The organism is Salinirubrum litoreum (assembly GCF_020567425.1).
Lineage (GTDB): Archaea > Halobacteriota > Halobacteria > Halobacteriales > Haloferacaceae > Salinirubrum > Salinirubrum litoreum.
In genome coordinates this window covers 410069-426481 of the sequence record NZ_JAJCVJ010000001.1, presented here as the reverse complement: position 1 = coordinate 426481, position 16413 = coordinate 410069, and the positions used below count along the sequence as shown (strand labels likewise).

19 protein-coding genes are annotated in these 16413 nt (G+C 67.7%); 11 read left to right on the top strand and 8 right to left on the bottom strand.

From position 1 onward, the window contains the following. Positions 1-197: 197 nt before the first annotated feature. The 5 genes from hisC to tpiA all read left to right on the top strand — a co-directional run bounded on the left by hisC (position 198) and on the right by tpiA (position 3867). Positions 198-1346 (top strand): histidinol-phosphate transaminase, encoded by a 1149-nt coding sequence (gene hisC / locus LI337_RS02015; protein ID WP_227228045.1) that lies wholly within the window; start codon positions 198-200, stop codon positions 1344-1346. Further along, a complete protein-coding gene (locus tag LI337_RS02010; protein ID WP_227228044.1) occupies positions 1343-1849 on the top strand; it encodes an adenylate kinase family protein in 507 nt (168 codons plus the stop codon). Before hisC ends, LI337_RS02010 begins: the two co-directional genes overlap by 4 nt. Positions 1850-1871: 22 nt before the next feature. Beyond that, the gene (locus LI337_RS02005; protein WP_227228043.1) at positions 1872-2477 is read left to right on the top strand and encodes a CDP-alcohol phosphatidyltransferase family protein; all 606 of its coding nucleotides are present in this window, start codon (positions 1872-1874) and stop codon (positions 2475-2477) included. A 108-nt stretch (positions 2478-2585) separates the two neighbouring features. Continuing rightward, positions 2586-3125 (top strand): multiprotein bridging factor aMBF1, encoded by a 540-nt coding sequence (locus LI337_RS02000; protein ID WP_227228042.1) that lies wholly within the window; start codon positions 2586-2588, stop codon positions 3123-3125. Positions 3126-3219: 94 nt separating this feature from the next. Then, positions 3220-3867 (top strand): triose-phosphate isomerase, encoded by a 648-nt coding sequence (tpiA, locus tag LI337_RS01995; protein WP_227228041.1) that lies wholly within the window; start codon positions 3220-3222, stop codon positions 3865-3867. Positions 3868-3893: 26 nt separating this feature from the next. Here the strand turns inward: tpiA and LI337_RS01990 are convergent, their stop codons facing one another. Then, on the bottom strand, positions 3894-4274 hold the full coding sequence (locus LI337_RS01990; protein ID WP_227228040.1) for a DUF7522 family protein: 381 nt from the start codon (positions 4272-4274) through the stop codon (positions 3894-3896). Positions 4275-4355: 81 nt separating this feature from the next. After that, on the bottom strand, positions 4356-6449 hold the full coding sequence (locus LI337_RS01985; RefSeq protein WP_303645189.1) for a helicase HerA domain-containing protein: 2094 nt from the start codon (positions 6447-6449) through the stop codon (positions 4356-4358). Positions 6450-6616: 167 nt separating this feature from the next. Between LI337_RS01985 and LI337_RS01980 the strand changes: the two genes are divergently transcribed. Next, the gene (locus LI337_RS01980) at positions 6617-7876 is read left to right on the top strand and encodes a tRNA (N(6)-L-threonylcarbamoyladenosine(37)-C(2))-methylthiotransferase (RefSeq protein ID WP_227228039.1); all 1260 of its coding nucleotides are present in this window, start codon (positions 6617-6619) and stop codon (positions 7874-7876) included. A 78-nt stretch (positions 7877-7954) separates the two neighbouring features. On the opposite strand, the gene LI337_RS01975 is transcribed toward LI337_RS01980, so the two are convergent. After that, positions 7955-8131 carry a DUF5786 family protein gene (locus LI337_RS01975; protein WP_227228038.1) on the bottom strand — a complete coding sequence of 59 codons (177 nt, stop codon included), beginning with the start codon at positions 8129-8131 and terminating at the stop codon, positions 7955-7957. A 149-nt stretch (positions 8132-8280) separates the two neighbouring features. On the opposite strand from LI337_RS01975, the gene LI337_RS01970 reads away from it, so the two are divergent. After that, complete coding sequence (locus tag LI337_RS01970) at positions 8281-9306, top strand: DUF5784 family protein (RefSeq protein ID WP_227228037.1); 1026 nt, start codon at positions 8281-8283, stop codon at positions 9304-9306. A 130-nt stretch (positions 9307-9436) separates the two neighbouring features. Here LI337_RS01970 and LI337_RS01965 read toward each other — a convergent pair whose 3' ends face one another. Continuing rightward, positions 9437-9721: a DUF5789 family protein gene (locus tag LI337_RS01965; protein WP_227228036.1), complete on the bottom strand. Its 285-nt coding sequence runs from the start codon at positions 9719-9721 to the stop codon at positions 9437-9439. Between the two features lie 126 nt (positions 9722-9847). On the opposite strand from LI337_RS01965, the gene LI337_RS01960 reads away from it, so the two are divergent. The 3 genes from LI337_RS01960 to LI337_RS01950 all read left to right on the top strand — a co-directional run bounded on the left by LI337_RS01960 (position 9848) and on the right by LI337_RS01950 (position 11558). Next, positions 9848-10639, top strand: coding sequence for a PHP domain-containing protein (locus LI337_RS01960; protein WP_227228035.1), 792 nt, complete (start codon positions 9848-9850; stop codon positions 10637-10639). A 26-nt stretch (positions 10640-10665) separates the two neighbouring features. Then, the gene (locus tag LI337_RS01955; RefSeq protein ID WP_227228034.1) at positions 10666-10830 is read left to right on the top strand and encodes a DUF6757 family protein; all 165 of its coding nucleotides are present in this window, start codon (positions 10666-10668) and stop codon (positions 10828-10830) included. A 128-nt stretch (positions 10831-10958) separates the two neighbouring features. Then, entirely contained in the window at positions 10959-11558 is a 600-nt protein-coding gene (locus tag LI337_RS01950; protein ID WP_227228033.1) for a thioredoxin family protein, read from the top strand. A 45-nt stretch (positions 11559-11603) separates the two neighbouring features. Here LI337_RS01950 and LI337_RS01945 read toward each other — a convergent pair whose 3' ends face one another. Together LI337_RS01945 and LI337_RS01940 are read right to left on the bottom strand one after the other, a co-directional pair. Continuing rightward, positions 11604-12644: an NAD(P)-dependent alcohol dehydrogenase gene (locus LI337_RS01945; RefSeq protein WP_227228032.1), complete on the bottom strand. Its 1041-nt coding sequence runs from the start codon at positions 12642-12644 to the stop codon at positions 11604-11606. Between the two features lie 141 nt (positions 12645-12785). Next, entirely contained in the window at positions 12786-13211 is a 426-nt protein-coding gene (locus tag LI337_RS01940) for an EamA family transporter (protein ID WP_227228031.1), read from the bottom strand. Between the two features lie 136 nt (positions 13212-13347). Here LI337_RS01940 and LI337_RS01935 point away from each other — a divergent pair, with 136 nt between their 5' ends. Next, complete coding sequence (locus LI337_RS01935) at positions 13348-13989, top strand: TVP38/TMEM64 family protein (protein ID WP_227228030.1); 642 nt, start codon at positions 13348-13350, stop codon at positions 13987-13989. A 22-nt stretch (positions 13990-14011) separates the two neighbouring features. On the opposite strand, the gene LI337_RS01930 is transcribed toward LI337_RS01935, so the two are convergent. Beyond that, positions 14012-14974: a GNAT family N-acetyltransferase gene (locus LI337_RS01930; protein ID WP_227228029.1), complete on the bottom strand. Its 963-nt coding sequence runs from the start codon at positions 14972-14974 to the stop codon at positions 14012-14014. A 1-nt stretch (position 14975) separates the two neighbouring features. Next, positions 14976-16220: a Glu-tRNA(Gln) amidotransferase subunit GatD gene (gene gatD / locus LI337_RS01925; protein WP_227228028.1), complete on the bottom strand. Its 1245-nt coding sequence runs from the start codon at positions 16218-16220 to the stop codon at positions 14976-14978. Positions 16221-16413: the final 193 nt, after the last annotated feature.

Sequence of the window (16413 nt, the reverse complement as noted above, 5' to 3'; positions counted from 1 at the left end):
GAGTCGGTGGTCGGCCGGGATACGGCTTTCCCTCTGTGGGTGGGGTGTGCCCCCTTGCCGCGCGCGACACGGTCGGCACCGACCGCGAGTGACGGTCCAGCGTCGGCCGCGTGTGCCCGTCCCGCCGGCGGCCTGTGACGATCCAGCGACGACCGCGTGTGACCACGCTTAAGCCCGGCCGGGCCGCATCGTGGAGCATGCAACCACGGGACCTCTCCGCCAACTCGCCGTACGTCCCCGGCAGGGGATCGGAGGAGGTAGCACGCGAACTCGGGATGGACCCTGCAGACCTCGTGAAACTCTCCTCGAACGAGAACCCTCACGGTCCCTCGCCGGCCGCAGTCGCGGCCATCCGAGAGACCGCATCCGACGTGGACGTCTACCCCACCACGGCCCACGCCGACCTCACCGAGAAACTGGCCGACGAGTGGGACCTCGAACCCGAACAGGTCTGGCTCTCGCCGGGCGCGGACGGCGCGCTCGACTACCTCTCGCGGGCGATGCTCGACCCCGGCGACCGCGTCCTCTGTCCGACGCCGGGCTTCTCCTACTACCCGATGACGGCCCGCTACCACCACGGCACCGTCGCGGAGTACGACCTGTCGAAGGCCGACGACTTCGCCCAGACCGCCGAGGTCGTCCTAGAGGCGTACGACGGCGAGCGTATCGTCTACCTGACGACGCCGCACAACCCCGCCGGCACCGAGTTCGCCCGCGAGGAGATCACCACCCTCGCCGAATCGGTAGAGGACCACACCCTCCTCGTCGTCGACGAGGCCTACGGCGAGTACAGCGAACGCCCGAGCAGCATCGACCTCCTCGCGGAGTACGACAACGTCGCGGTCACGCGCACCTTCTCGAAGGCGTTCGGCCTCGCCGGTCTGCGGGTCGGCTGGGCCGCCGTGCCCGAGTCGTGGGCCGACGCCTACGCCCGCGTCAACACCCCCTTCGCCACGAACGAGGTCGCGTGCCGGGCCGCACTCGCCGCACTGGACGACGACGACCACGTCGAGCAGACGGTCGAGACGGCCCGCTGGGCGCGGGAGTTCATCCGAGCCGAACTCGACGCGCCGACGTGGGAGTCGGCCGGCAACTTCGTCCTCGCGGAGGTCGGCGACGCCGAGGCGGTCGCCGAGGCCAGCCAGCGTGCCGGCGTCATCGTCCGTGACTGCTCCAGTTTCGGCCTCCCGCAGTGTATCCGCATCTCCTGCGGGACGAGAGCGGAGACCCGGTACGCGGTCGAGACGCTGAACGAGGTGTTGGCCGACCTCGACGCGGCGACGCTCACCGAGACCGACGACGAGTCGGCGGAGACCGAGTCGGAGTCCGGGGTGGTCTCGGAGTGAGACTCGCGCTGACGGGCACCCCCGGCACCGGGAAGTCGACGGTCGCGGACCTGCTGGCGGAGGACTACGACGTGATCCACCTCAACGACGCCATCCGCGAGCACGACCTCTACGAGGGCGAAGACCCCGACCGCGGCGGGTCGCTGGTCGCCGACTTCGACGCCATCGTGGACTGGCTCGGCGACTGGGAGGGGATCGTGGACTCACACCTCGCGCACTACCTCGACGCCGACGAGGTGGTCGTCCTGCGCTGTCGCCCAGATCTGCTCGAATCACGACTCACCGAACGCGGCGAGTCGCCCGAGTCTGCCCGGGAGAACGCCGAGAGCGAGGCACTGGACGTGATCCTCTCTGAGGCGGTCGAGCGATTCGGCGTGGAGCGGGTCTACGAGATCGACACCACCGACCGCGACCCGGAGGCGGTCGCAGACGACGTGCGCGCGGTGATCGCCGGCGACCGGGACCCGAGCGCCGGCACCGTCGACTTCACCGACTACTTATGACCGACGCGCGCACCTCTCGGCAATGACACTCGACCAGTACCGCTCGCTCGCGGATCGGGCGCTCGAACCGTTCGTCGCCGTCTCCGATCGGATCGGGTTGACGCCGGACGGCGTGAGTCTCATCGCGTTCGGGTTCGCGGTCGCGGCCGGGGCGGCGTTCACCATCGCAGACCCGCTCTGGTACGTCCTCGGGGCGGTCTTCGTCTTCGTCAACGGCTGGCTCGATCTCTTGGACGGGGCGCTGGCCCGCGAGCAGGGCGTGGACTCGAAGGGCGGCGACCTGTTGGATCACGTGCTGGATCGGTACGCCGACATCGCCGTGATCGCCGGCCTCTCGGCCGGCATCGGCCAGTATCTGCTCGGTCTCGCGGCCGTGACGGGCGTGCTGATGACCTCCTACCTCGGGACGCAGATCCAGGCCGTAGGACTCGGGCGAGAGTACGGCGGCCTGCTCGGCCGGGCGGACCGACTCGCGCTGATCGGTCTCGCGGGCGTGGCGGCGGCCGTGGTTCCCGGTCCACTCGTCGTCGGCCTCGGGGTCGTCGGCCTGCTGCTCGTGCTCTTTGCGGTCGTCGGCCACTTCACCGCACTCCAGCGGTTCTGGGGCGCGTGGTCCGATCTCGACTGAGTCGGGATCGGGAGCGTCGTCGGGGTCGCCGCCGGATCGACGCCCGGATGGTCGTCTCACGCGGACCGGGCGTGTCTTTTATACCCGGCGGTCGTCTATCCGCGTACTATGCCCCAGTGCGAGATGTGCGGCAAAGAGCAGGCCGCACTCACGACCACGAAAGTCGAGGGTGCCGAACTCGAACTCTGCGACGACTGCAAGGAGTTCGGGACCGAGGTGCGCACTGAGTCTTCCAGTTCCTCCTCGTCGAAGTACTCCACGTCCTCCTCGTCCGGCAAGGCGAAGTCCGGGTCGTCAGGTTCCTCCGGGTCCGGGTCGTCCAGTTCCGGCGGTGGGTCGCGTCGGCGGAGACGCGACATGTTCGACGACATGGACGAAGTCGCGGCGGACTACGACGACCGTATCCGGCAGGCCCGCGAGTCGCGCGGACTGAGCCAGGAGGACCTCGCAAAGGAACTGAACGAGAAGGCGAGTCTCATCCGGAAACTCGAACGCGGCGACATCCTCCCCTCCGACGACGTGCGGACGAAGTTGGAGCGCGAACTGGACATCTCGCTCGTCGAAGGTGTGGACGACGAGGAGGAGGAGTGGTCCTCGGGGTCCTCGACGACGACGACGCTCGGTGACGTGGTGAAGCGGAAAGACTGAGCGGGAACCTCTCTTACCGTGGGGTGGGTCGACGTGCCCGCCGAACGCGTCTGAACGATCAGCTATTTGGTCTCGTCGGACGCAGGTGAGAGTGATGTTCATCCTCGTCAACCTCAAGGCGTACCCCTGCGATCCGGTCGAAGTCGCCACAGCCGCGAGAGACGTCGCCGACGACTCGGGCGTCCGCATCGCCGTCGCGCCGCAGGCCGCACACCTCTCACAGGTGGCCGACACCGGCGTCGAGACGTGGGCACAGCACGTCAGCCCGAACGACTACGGCAGTCACACCGGGTCGACGCTCGCCGAGGCAGTCGCGGAGGCGGGCGCGACCGGCACCCTGCTCAACCACTCCGAGAACCGCATGAAACTCGCAGACATCGACGCCTCCCTCGATGCGGCCGGGCGTGCCGACCTGGAGACGTGTGTCTGTGCGAACAACCCCGAACAGATCGCCGGCGTGACCGCACTCGGTCCCGACTCGGTGGCCGTCGAACCGCCGGAACTGATCGGCGGTCCGGACCCCGTCAGCGACGCCGACCCGGACATCGTCCGGAACGCGGTCGAGGCGGCGGCGGCCGTGGACGACGACGTCGACGTCTACTGCGGTGCCGGCATCTCGACCGGCGACGACGTGGCCGCCGCCGGCGACCTCGGTGCCACCGGCATCCTGCTGGCCTCGGGCGTCGCGAAGGCCGACGACCCCCGCGCCGCACTCGAGGACCTGGTCGCGCCGCTCCGGTAACGTCGAGCGGCGTCCCGCGTCGGTCGTCAGGCGTCGATTCGCTGTGCGAGTCGGTGAGTGAACTCCGTGAAGTTACTCCCGACAGAGGGGTCGAACGCGACGACGACGCCGCGGTGCTCGTCGACCGGCACCTGCACCGTCAGCATGTTCTGGAACTCGGTGAGAACCGTTCGGGGGCGACCGACGGCCGAGTCGACGCTCCCCGCGTCGGTGACGACCGCGTGAATGTCGCGGGCGTTCTCCACCAGCGACTGGACCTGATCGTCGGTGACGACCGTCCGGATCGTGTCGTGGATGTGCAGGAGTTCGAAGTCGTCCGCCCAGTACGCGATGACCCCGTAGAACGCGTCACCGACCATCTCTCGGCAGAACGCGATCAGCTCTGCCTGCTCTCCGAGTCCCGACATTCCCGATATACCATCTACGTGACCCGGTGTTAACCCTTCTGTGTCCGCGGTTCTCCCTGGAGTACGTCGCGAGCAGGCCGACTACTGGTCGATGATCTCGGCACCGTCGCTCGGTGCGTCGTCGGCCTCCGACTCGCGTCTCGACGCCGACTCGGTCCCGCTCTCGCCCTCCTCGGCAGGCGAGTCAGTGTCGGCCGACTCGACGACCTCCGCGTCGTCCGGCGTGTCGAGCCCGTGGAGTCGCTCTGGTTTCTCGGCCGGTGCCGGTTCCTCGTGTTTCAACACCTCGACGCCGTCGTCGGCCCCGGCGTCGTCACCGGCACCCGACTCCGGTCCGTCGGGCCGACCGAACAGGCCGTCGGCCCACGGCGTCGCCTCGAGGTCGGCCTCGTCGACGAACACCTCCTCGACCGCCTGGACGACCGCCACGAGTTCGTCCTCCGCGAGTTCGTCGGCGTAGGTCTCCCGGACGATGTCGGGGAGCGCGTAGCCGTACTGGCCGGCGCGCTGGTGTTCGATCAGCCCGGTCTGGCGGAGTGGTCGGTTCCGACTGTACGCGACGTTGGTGTCACCGGACCCGCCGACGGCGACGTGTGCCTCGACCGGATCGCTCGCGCCGGTCTCGCGGTAGTGAGCCAGCATCTCTCGTGAGATCGGGTCGAGTTCGCGGATGAGCGCCCGGAGGTGGGAGACGATGGGTCGCTTCTCGCCGAGGCCGGCGTCGAGTTCGACCGGGAGGTCGGTCGTCGGTTCGTCGGCCGTCTCGGTCGCTGTCGCCGACTCTCGCCCCCGGTTGTCGGTCGACACCGCCTCGTCGGTGGGCGTCTCGCCGCCTCCCGTCGTCGCACCGGCGTCACCGGCCATCGCGGGATCGTCTGCCGACGACTCCTCCTCGGTCCCGGGGTACGCCGTCGCGTCACCGAAGGGGTCCTCGATCTGTGGCGTCTCGCGATCGGAGCGTTCGCTCTCGGGCGTCTCGTGAGTCGACGTCGTCGCGACCGACTCGTCGGTCGGAGTCTCCTCGTCTGTTTCCCCGGTCTCGCCAGCCCGTTCGTAGTCTTCCAGTCCGGCCTGCCCGTCGTCGTCGCGGTACGGGTTCGACCCGTCGCCTCCGTGGTAGGAGGCACCGGACTTCCGGAGCATCGCCTGCGCGAACTGGTCGGCCATCTCCGAGAGGTCTCTGGCCTCCTCCAACTCGCGTTCCAACTGCTGGATGCGCTGGCGCTTCTTGTCGAGTTCCTGCTTCAGGTCGGCGATCTCCGATTCACGGCGTTCCTTCTCGTCTGAGATGTCCGAGAGTTCGCTGACGAGGTCACTGGAGACCGACTTCAGTTCGGGTCGCTCGAAGTCGTCCAGTCCGGGGGTCGCGCCCGCGTCGAAGGTCTGCTTGCGGTGGAACTGCACCCGGCGGAGCGACTCGGACCAGTCGGTCATCATGAACGCCTCGCCGTCGCTCATCTCCTCGATGGCGTCGGCGTACTCCGAGCCGAGGATGCGTCCGACGACCTTCGTGTCGTTCTGCCACGTCAGGCGGTGCCAGACCAGCCAGTCACATTGGGTGATGTAGTCCTTCTTCACGTCGGCCGGGCGCTGGCTGATGCCGACGATGCCGAGGCCGTGTTTCCGGCCGCGCTTCCCGACCTTGATGAGCATCTTCCCGACCTCGCTCATCCCGCCGCCTTCGGGGATGTACTCGTGGACCTCCTCGACGAGCATCAGGAACGGCTTCTTCAGTTTCTTCTCCTTGGCGAACAGTTGGCGGGTGACGTTCAGGAGCAGTTCCTCGGCCTCGGACTCGTCTAAGAACGACGAGACGTCGAGGATGATGGGGATGTTCTGTTCTAAGGCGAGTTCGGCGATCTTCTCGGCGTGTTCCGGGCTGACGACGATGTCACATTCCTCGTCGGCCCCGACGTGGAGGATCTCGTACTCCTCTTTCAGGCCGTAGTACTCCCCGTCGGTGTCGACGATCAGCGTGGAAAAGCGGTTGTCCAGTAGTTTCTCGATGATGACACTCGCCGTGTTCGACTTCCCGGACCCCGACTTCCCGGTCACGAACCCGCGCCCCGTCAGGAGTTCGACGACCGGCAACTCGACGCTGGTTCCCGGTTCGGTCTCGTCGCTCCCCCCGACCCCCCTGCTCACGTCCGCGACTGTGATCGTCTCCTTGCTCATCGGTGCTTGTCGGTGGGTGTCGCCGACTCCACATAACTCTCCGTCGGACAGTCGTCAGACGCCGGTGGGTGTGTCCCACTCCTCGGCGGTTCGAATCGCGCCACGCCGACACACACCCACCCCCGACCGTCGCGCTTTTTGCCACGCACGGGTAACTCCGGGCACGAATGGCCCGGTATCACATCGAGACATACGGCTGTACGTCCAACCGGGGCGAGAGCCGGCAGATCGAGCAGGCCCTCCGGGACGGCGGCCACCACCCGGCCGACGGCCCCGCGGACGCCGACGTGGCGATCCTCAACACCTGCACGGTCGTCGAGAAGACGGAGCGCAACATGCTCCGCCGGGCCGAGGAGTTACAGGAGGAGACCGCCGACCTCATCGTCACCGGCTGTATGGCACTCGCGCAAGGCGAGGAGTTCCGCGAGGCCGGCATCGACGCGGAGGTACTCCACTGGGACGACGTGCCGCAGGCCGCGATGAACGGCGAGTGTCCGACCGTCACACCCGACACCGAACCGATTCTCGACGGCGTGATCGGCATCCTCCCCATCGCGCGGGGCTGTATGTCCGACTGTTCGTACTGCATCACCAAGCGTGCGACGGGGCGCATCGAGTCGCCCTCCGTCGAAGAGAACGTCGAGAAGGCCCGCGCGCTGGTCCACGCCGGCGCGAAGGAGATCAGGATCACCGGACAGGACACCGGCGTCTACGGGTGGGACGTGAACCAGGGGACGAGTCTCCTGCCGGAACTGCTCGACAGGATCTGCTCGGAGATAGACGGCGAGTTCCGCGTCCGGGTCGGCATGGCGAACCCGAAGGGCCTCCACGGCGTGCGCGAGGAACTGGCCGACGTGTTCGCGCGCCACGAGGAACTGTACGACTTCATCCACGCGCCGGTCCAGTCCGGCAGCGACGAGGTGCTGGCCGACATGCGCCGCCAGCACTGCGTCGAGGAGTATCTGGAGGTCGTGGCGGCGTTCGACGACGCACTCGACTACTGGACGCTCTCGACGGACTTCATCGTCGGCTTCCCCTCGGAGACGGACGCCGACTTCCAGCAGAGTCTCGCACTCCTGCGGGAGACCCGCCCGGAGAAGATCAACGTCACGCGCTTCTCGAAGCGGCCCGGCACCGACGCGGCCGACATGAAGGGCCTCGGCGGGACGCTGAAGAAGGAACGCTCCTCGGAGATGACCGACCTGAAGATGGACGTCGTCGCCGAGGCCTACGAGTCGATGATCGGCGACCGGCGCGAGGTGTTGGTGGTCGAGGACGGCACCGGCGACTCGGTGAAGTGCCGGGACTCGGCGTACCGGCAGGTGATCGTCCAGAACGCGTCGGAGTACGGCCTCGAACCGGGTGACTTCGCCGACGTCGAGATCACGAGCCACCAGACGGTGTACGCGTTCGCGCGACCGGTCTGAGCATCATACCTCTCGCGGCCACCGACAGACCGCCAGAGCCGTCGCTCACGACCCGTCGGTACAGAGTGAGAAGGCGGCTCAGTCGCCGTCCTGCATCTCGTGGAACTGGTCGAGGAGCGCCTCCGCAGAGTCACCGGAGTCGTACTCTACTTTCCCCCGGTACTCTGTCCGAACGTCGTCGAAGTCGGTGTCGACTTGACTGGCCTTCTGCTCACGACGCTCGTGTTCGTCCTCGTCATAGGCACCCATTGACATGGTACGACTTGACTTGGCAATTCGCCGTTATATATGTAACGGTCGTTTACAGGAGTTGGTGTGACGAACCAGAGTCGAGCAACCTGCGAGCCACGCCCAGTCGCCCGACGCTCGGAAGACGTAAACGGGATGGCGCGTTACCTGCCCCCGTGGCACGGCCCCTTCGCTTTCGATACGACCCCGGTCGGTGGACCGAGCACCGCGTCCGGTCGGAACTCCTCGGTTCGCTCGACCAGAACATCGGCGCGTCGATGTCGACCCCGTGGTTCAGCCCACCGCCCGACTACGACGCCGTCAGATTCGACATGGACAACGGCGACACCGCGCTGTTCTGCTGGAGCGACGAGGGGGCCTACTGGATGGGCAACACAGAGACGCCGAGCGCCCTCTGGCGGACGGACAAGTTCGGCTTCGAGGAAGTGCCCTACCAGGTCTCGCGGTGGGCGACACGGGAACTGACGGCCGAACTCCACGAGCAGTCGCCGTGGCTCGAACCCTACCCGCACCTCTCGTGGTTCTTCCTGCCCGTCTTCCTCTCGAAGGACGGCAGACACACGACCAGAGAGTTCTTCCACGACCACGCCGCCGGATTTCCGGACGCCTCTCGCGACGAGGCGCTGGCGTTCTACGAGGAGTTTCTGGCGACCGGCGCACTCGACGACTACCGCGAGGTGATGGCCGGCAAACTCGGCACCTCGCCCCAACTCGACCTGGTCCGGATGACCGCCGCGATGGGTGAGTTCGACGCGGCGCAGTTGCTCTACGCGGCGGGCTACGACCTCACGCCGGAGATAGAGGTGACGACCGGCCACTCGCTGGACTACCGGGCGAGTCCGCGCCCCGGTGGACCGGTCACCGACGACCGCGAGACGCTGGTCGAGGTGACGCGGCCGGTGCCGCCGAACCGCCGGTCGGCGAGCAACCCGGTCGCGGCCGTCAGAGACACCGCCGAGACGAAGACCTCCGGCCAACTGGAGGCCCACGGCGGCGGCGTCACGCTGTTCGTGGACTGTTCGTCGTTCCCGGACGACGACTGGTTCGCGGTGCGTGGCGAACAACCACCGGTGCGGCATCGCCCGGCGGTCGTCTTCCGGACTCGCCCGTCCGGACACGTGGAAGGGTACAAGAAAGGCAGTGTCCCACTCGATCTGGATCGCGGGATCGAGTGGGTGTGACGTCGGTGGTTGATAGACCCTGCTTCACTCGACAGGCGGGCGACGGCCCGCCCCGTATGCTGGAGACGACGGTGGCCCGGTGCCCCGTCGAGGGATCGGTCGCGGTGTCGAGGAACGAGTATGCCGATGCTCAGAACGACACCGGCGTCGGTCCGTCCTCCGAAAGCATCGTCGGGTCGCGGTCGCTGTAGAACCGTCGCCCGATGGCGCGGTGGCTGACTGCACTCGTGAGTGCGGTGCGCGCGTCGTCTGCCGTCTCGTACGTCTCCGGACCGAGGCGACCGAGTACGTCGGCGATAGTCTCCGTCCCGTTCTGGAGTTCGATAGTCTGGTCGCCGTACGCCGACACGAGTTCGTCCCGTGTCGCCGGGTACTCGTGTGCGTCGATCAGTTCGCCGGTGCCGTTGAAGCGCATCACTTCTTCGGAATCGCCGATCATTCTTAACGGTTTTCCATGTACGACCTTGCACTGTCGGTATTCCTTAATGGTCCTTAATCACAGACCGGAAGGGACTTTTCCGGGCCACTACTTCGCCCGAGTATGGCTGTAGTCGCGGATCTCCACGTCCACACGACGAACTCCGACGGCGAGTTGACGATCCCCGAACTGCCGACGGCGGCACGCGTCGCCGGTCTCGACTGCGTCGCCGTCACGGACCACGACCGGTACCACCCGGAACTCGACGCGCCGGTCGTCGAGATGGACGGCCTGACGGTCGTCAACGGGATCGAACTCCGGGTCGAGGCCGACGACCTCCGGGTCGACCTCCTGGGCTACGGCGTCACCCAGACCGACGCGCTGACGGCCGAGATCGACCGCATCCAGCAGGACCGGATCGAACGCGGGGCGGCGATCATCGACTGCGTGGAGGACCGACTGGATGTGGACCTGGAACTCGAACCCCGCGAAGGACTCGGTCGGCCGCACGTCGCCCGCGCCATCGACGAGTCCGAGGCCCCCTACGACTACCGCGAGAGTTTCGACGAGTTGATCGGCGACGACGGTCCCTGCTACGTGGCCCGCGAGATCCCCTCCTTCGCGCGCGGCGTCGAACTGCTCTCGAAGGCCTGCGCGGTCGTCGGTCTCGCACACCCGTTCCGGTACGACGACGTGGCGTCGGCGCTGGCGCTGACGAGCGAACTCGACGCGATCGAGCGCTACTACCCCTACGGCCGCGAGGTCGACACCGACCTGATCGAGTCGGTGGCCGCCGACAACGACCTCCTCCTGACCGGCGGCACCGACGCGCACGGCACCGAACTCGGGAAGGACGGCCTCCCTCGTGAAGCGTTCACACGATTCGCCCAGCATCTGCCGAGAGCGCAGAGTTAAACCGGGTCGGGACCCTACGTCCGAGTATGCGCTGTCACTACTGCGAGCGCGATGCCGCCTACGCCGCCGAGAAAGACGGCATCAAAGTCGGTCTCTGTGAAGAACACTTCCGCGAGCGCGTCGAAGCCCTCGCAGAGTCCGACGAACTCGAAGCCCTCCGGGAACAGATCGACGTAGACCGAGCCGAGTAGCGTCCGCCTCGACCCTTCCGCCCCAAGCCTTCCGTCCTCGACGCTTTCCGCCCCGACTGGAATCCGAACGGAGCCGATTCTCCGCCGAGAGAGCAGAACCTTAGAGGGAGGCGTGCCTACGTGGACGTATGGTAGCCGCAGAGAGTCTCCGGATCGTCGACGAGAACGAGGAGGCACCGAGTTTCGAACTCCCGGGCACCGACGGCGAGACGTACACACTCGACAGTTTCGCCGACAACGACGCCCTGTTGATCGTCTTCACCTGTAACCACTGTCCCTACGCGAAGGCCAAAGAGGGTGCGCTGAACGCGATCGCCGCCGACTACGACGACGTGGCGGTCGTCGGCATCAACCCGAACGACGCCGAGCAGTACCCCGACGACTCCGGCGAGAAGATGCGGGAGTACGTCGAGTCCGGCCGGATCGCGTTCGACGCGTACCTCCGCGACGAGTCGCAGTCGGTCGCGGCCGCCTACGGTGCGGTCTGCACGCCCGACCCGTTCCTGTTCCGCAACGACGACGGGACGTTCCGACTGGCCTACCACGGTCGACTGGACGACGCGCTGAACCCCGACGCCGACCCTTCGGGCGAACCGGGCTTCGAGATGCGGCGGGCCATCGACAGCGTCCTCGCGGGCGAGTCGGTCGCTCTGGACTGGCACGCCTCGCGTGGCTGTTCGATCAAGTGGCGAGAGGGGAACGAACCGGACTACTGGGACGACCTCTGAGAGGGTAGCGACGGGACTGGTAGTCGACGAAGACGAGCGGAGCGGTCAGGGCGTGATGACCGCGCGCCCCTCGATCTCGCCGTGTTCCAGTCTCTCTGCGACCTCGTTGATCTGGTCCAGCGTGTACCGGGAGGTGAGTAGGTCGACGTCGCCACGCTCCACGAGTGCGACGAGTTCCTGGAGTTCGCTGTACTTGCCGACCAGCGTCCCCCGGTAGGAGAACTCGCCGTCCACGAGCGATTGAGACGGCTCGTGGATGTGGCCGCCGTAGCCGACGATGTGGTGGTCGCCGCCGGCCGCCACGATGTCCGGCGCGAGCGCGGTGGTGTCGTCCCGGCCGACGAAGTCTACGACCTGCTGGGCACCCACCTCGTCGGTGTAGTCCGCGATCTCCGCCGCCACGTCGTCGGTCGCGGAGTTGACGGTGTAGTCGGCACCGAGGTCCTCGGCCAGATCCAGGGCGGCGTCTTTCACGTCCACCGCCACGATGTCGGCGGCGCTGTCGGCCCGGAGACACTGGAGGCCGATGTGGCCGAGTCCGCCGACGCCGATGACGACCGCCGTGTCGCCGGGGTTCAGTTCCGCGACGGCCTTCTTGCTGGCGTGATAGGCGGTGATCCCGGCGTCGGCGTGCGGCGCGATGTCGATCGGGTCTACGTCGTCTGGGAGCGGGATGACGGCACGCTCGCTCGTGAGCAGGTACTCGGCGAAGCCGCCGTCGGTCGTCAGGCCGGGGAAGTCGAGGTTCTCACAGTACATGTCCTCGCCGAGTCGGCAGGGGCGGCAGGTGCCGCAGGTCATCACCGGGTGACAGATCACCTGATCGCCCTCGGAGACGGTGTGGACCTCCGGGCCGGTCTCGGCGACGACGCCCGCGTTCTCGTGGCCGAGTGTCATCGGCAGTGTCTGCTCGACGTAGTCGGTCCACATCCCCTCGACGATGTGGTTGTCCGTCTGACACCACCCCGCCCCCTGGACTTCGACGACGATGCCGTCGGAGCGTGTGATCTCGGGACGGTCGATCTCGTCGATGCGCAGTGCCTCGCTCATGTCGTCGGTGTACGCGTGGAGTCTCGCGGCTTGCATGGTGCGTGTGATACTGACACGCACGGGAGCAAAAGAATTCGCCCGGATCCACCCCGAGTAACTACAACTTCCTGAGTAACCGCTTCCAGAGGCGATGTTTCGACCGGGAGAAGGTGTGTGTCCGGCGGGGGCGACCGGCGCTCACTCCACCGAGACGAGGTAGACGGCGACGATAGCGAGACCGATGCCGGCGGCTTTTCTGGCGGTCAGACTCTCGTTCAGGAAGACGATACCGAGTGCGGAACTGGTGACGAGGAACATCCCGAAGACGGGGGCGACGACGCTGACGGGACCGAGCGACAGCGCCCGGTAGTACGCGAGGATGCCGACCGCGAGGCAGATGCCGGCGACGTAGACGTACTTCGCCTTCGGGTGGGTGAGGTACGCCCCGGCGTCCTGCCCGGTGTAGAGGATGACGGCGAGTGTGGCGACGACGAGCATGCTGTTCGAGATCAGCGCGGCGACGTTGCTCGGAATCTTCACGTCCCCGGTCGTGGCGATACTCATCAGCGGCGCGACGAGTGTGTAGGCGGCCAGCGCGAGCAGTGCCCACGGGAGGTAGTTCATAGACTGCGTTGCGGTGGTCGGCGATAAGGCGTTTCGATCTGGTGGTCCCTCCGAGAGCGAGACACGCCCCCGCTCGGAGCCTGCCCGGTCCCGAACGATCACAAGACGTATCCCCGACGTCCTCCCAGCAGTCGCCATGCGTCGACGACACCGGCTCGCGCTCGGACTCGTCGTGCCGGCCTGTGTCGTCGCCCTCGCACTTCTCGTCGGTCCGGCTGTCGCCCTCGACAGACTCGACGCGCTCACCGCCGAGCCACTGCTGTTCGCCGGGGCGCTCCTCGCAGTCGCCGTGGTCCGCCCACTGCTCGCATGGCCGACGACCCTGCTCGCGGTCGCCGTGGGCTACGCCTTCGGTCCCGCCGGCCTCCCCTTCGCACTCCTGTTGATCGTCGTCTCCAGCGTCCCGACGTTCCTCTTCGCTCGCTCCGTGGGTGCAGAGAGTCGACTCGCCGACGCGGGCCGCCGGGCGGTCGACGCGACCGGCGGTGTCCGCGGCGTGACTGCCAGTCGCCTCGCACCGGCCCCCTCCGACGTGGTGTCTGCCGGGGCCGGCGTCGCCGGCGTCTCGCTCCCGACGTTCGTCGTCGGGACCGCTATCGGCGAACTCCCGTGGGCCGTCGCGGGCGTGCTCGCGGGCGACTCGATGGAGGCGCTGACCGCCGACTCGCTGGCCGGTGTCGTCGACCTGCGACTGCTCGTCGCGGTCGGACTCGTCGGAGCACTGCTGCTCGCCGGACCGGTCTACCGGCACCTGCGCGGATCGCCCGCAGAAGAGTGACTCGCGACCTCCGCCCGATCCGTCAGTTGTCGGCGACCGCCGGATCGGTCAGATCGGCCTGCATCACGAAGTCCGGTTCCTCCGAGACGCCGACCCGCGAGACGGCCGTGTCCGAGACCCACCGGACACCTTCGGGGATCAGGACTCGGGTCCGGTCGGCACCGACTTCGGCCGCGTCCCGCGCGACCGCCCGGTAGAGTGCTCGTGCCGCCTCCGGATCGGCCCACGCGCCGACCGCGTACTCCGCCCACGTGAGCGTCTCCGTCCCCTCGTCGGTCTCCTGTTCGCGTTCGTAGGTCCGGTTGCGGTAGGAGAGTCCGCGCGTCCCCCCGTCTTGTACGACGAACAGGCGGTCGTCGTCGGCCGCCGCGTGGAGTCGCTCGCGGGTGAGTTCCGACAGCGCCCACGTCTCCTCGTCGTCCAGCGCGAGTCCGCGCAGGTGGCTCCGTGCGTCGCTCCCCGACCAGAACGCCCACCCGGCGTCGGCTTCGGTCGTGATCTGCAGGGCGGGGTCGGCGTCCGGGTCGGGCGTCGGCTGTGCCCACCGGAACTCCGTGCCGGGACCGAAGCCGGCGGCGCGAGACTGGCCGAGACCGGCGACGTTCCACGAGAACACCATGTTCCGGCAGACCGTCGCCCCCTGCTCGCGCGCCCAGTCGAACAGCGCCCGGGAGAGGTCCAGCGAGACGCCCTGCCCCCGGAAGTCGGTGTTGACGCGCATCCCCTGTGCCCACGCCTCGTGCTCGGAGAGCAGGACGCCCTGACAGATGCCCGCGAGGTCGTCGCCGGCGTCGAGGACGAAGGTGCGCTGGGTCGGGCCGTCGCCCGCGATCCACTCGTGGTAGATGTCCGGGATGTAGTCGCTGACGCCGCGCTCCTGCCACGTGTGCCGGGTGAAGCCGGCGACCGCCTCGTAGTCGTCCGGCGTTGCCTGACGGACCGTGATCTCCGCCGTGTCGCCGGACGGGTCGTCGGCGTCGCTCATCTCAGGTCCACGGCACCGACCGCGACTGGAGTTCGCCGACGAGGTCCTCGCCCATCGCCTCGGCGGGGGCGTCGGTGTTCGCCAGCACCCACATCAGCTTCACCTTCGCCGTCTCCGGGAGGGTGTCGCCCGCCTCCACGACACCGGCCTCTAGCAGATCCCGACCGGTGTCGTACACCCGGTCACAGACCCGCCCTTCGAGACACTGACTGGTCATGACGACCGTCGTCCCGTCCTCGACGAGTTCGGCGAAGCGCGGGATGAGGTCCGTGTGGACGTGGCCGAGCCCGGTCCCCTCGATGACGACGCCGGACTTCCCGTCGAGGTAGTCCAGCGCGGCTGGGTCCATCCCCGGCGTGAACTTCACGAGTTCCACGTCGTCTGCGAGGTCCGGGTGGATCGCCAGGTCGGCCGCGCCGCGTTCGGCGTATTCGCGCCGGAAGGAGACGTCCTCGGTGTCGTAGTCCACGCGGCCGAGCGGTTCGGCACCGACCGTCTCGAAGGCGTTCCGGCGGGAGGTGTGGTTCTTCCGGACGCGGGTACCCCGGTGGAGCGAACAGTAGTCGTCGCTCTCGGAGCCGTGCATACAGAGCATCACCTCGGCGGCGTCGGCCTTCGCGGCTTCCACCGCACAGACCGCGTTCATCACGTTGTCCGAGGAGGGGCGGTCGGCAGAGCGCTGGCTCCCGGTGAAGACGATGGGAACCGGCGTGTCGAGCATCATCGACAGCGCGGAGGCGCTGTACTGCATCGTGTCGGTGCCGTGCATCACGACCACGCCGTCCGCGCCGGCCTCGATCTCCTCGGAGACCGCCCGTGCGAGGTCCTGCCAGATGTCGGGGTCCATGTTCTCCGAGAGGATGTTGGCGACGACGCGACCCCGGTAGTTCGCCCGGCCCGCGAGGTCCGGGACCGCCCGGAGCACGTCCTCGGCGTCGAACTGCGCCGTGACCGCGCCGGTGCGGTAGTCCACGGTGGAGGCGATGGTGCCGCCGGTGGAGATGAGCGCGATGGTCGGCAGGTCGTCGTCGAAGTCGATCTCGCTTCTCGTGTCCTCGCCGTCCTCGCCGCCCACGTCGTACACGTCGGACTCGAGAATCTCCACGTCGGCGTCGGCCCGGTCGATGCCGACGTTGTACCCCCCGTCGAGTTTGACGACGAGGTGGTCGGCCGTCGTGGAGGGTAACAGTACGCCCTCGTTGGTCACGTCCCCGCGTTCGACGCGGACGCGGTCCCCTGCGTTCATACCCGACGCTTCCGTGTGGCCGGACTTGAAACCTCCCTATCTCGGTCGTCCCGGTCGGTGCGGCCCCCCGCGACCGCGAACACGTCCCGACCGCGAACCTGCGGCAACCACGGACGCGGCGACCACGAACAGACGACAACCACGAGTACACGACGGCGACGACCGCGGCACCCACGACCACGCCGCGACACCC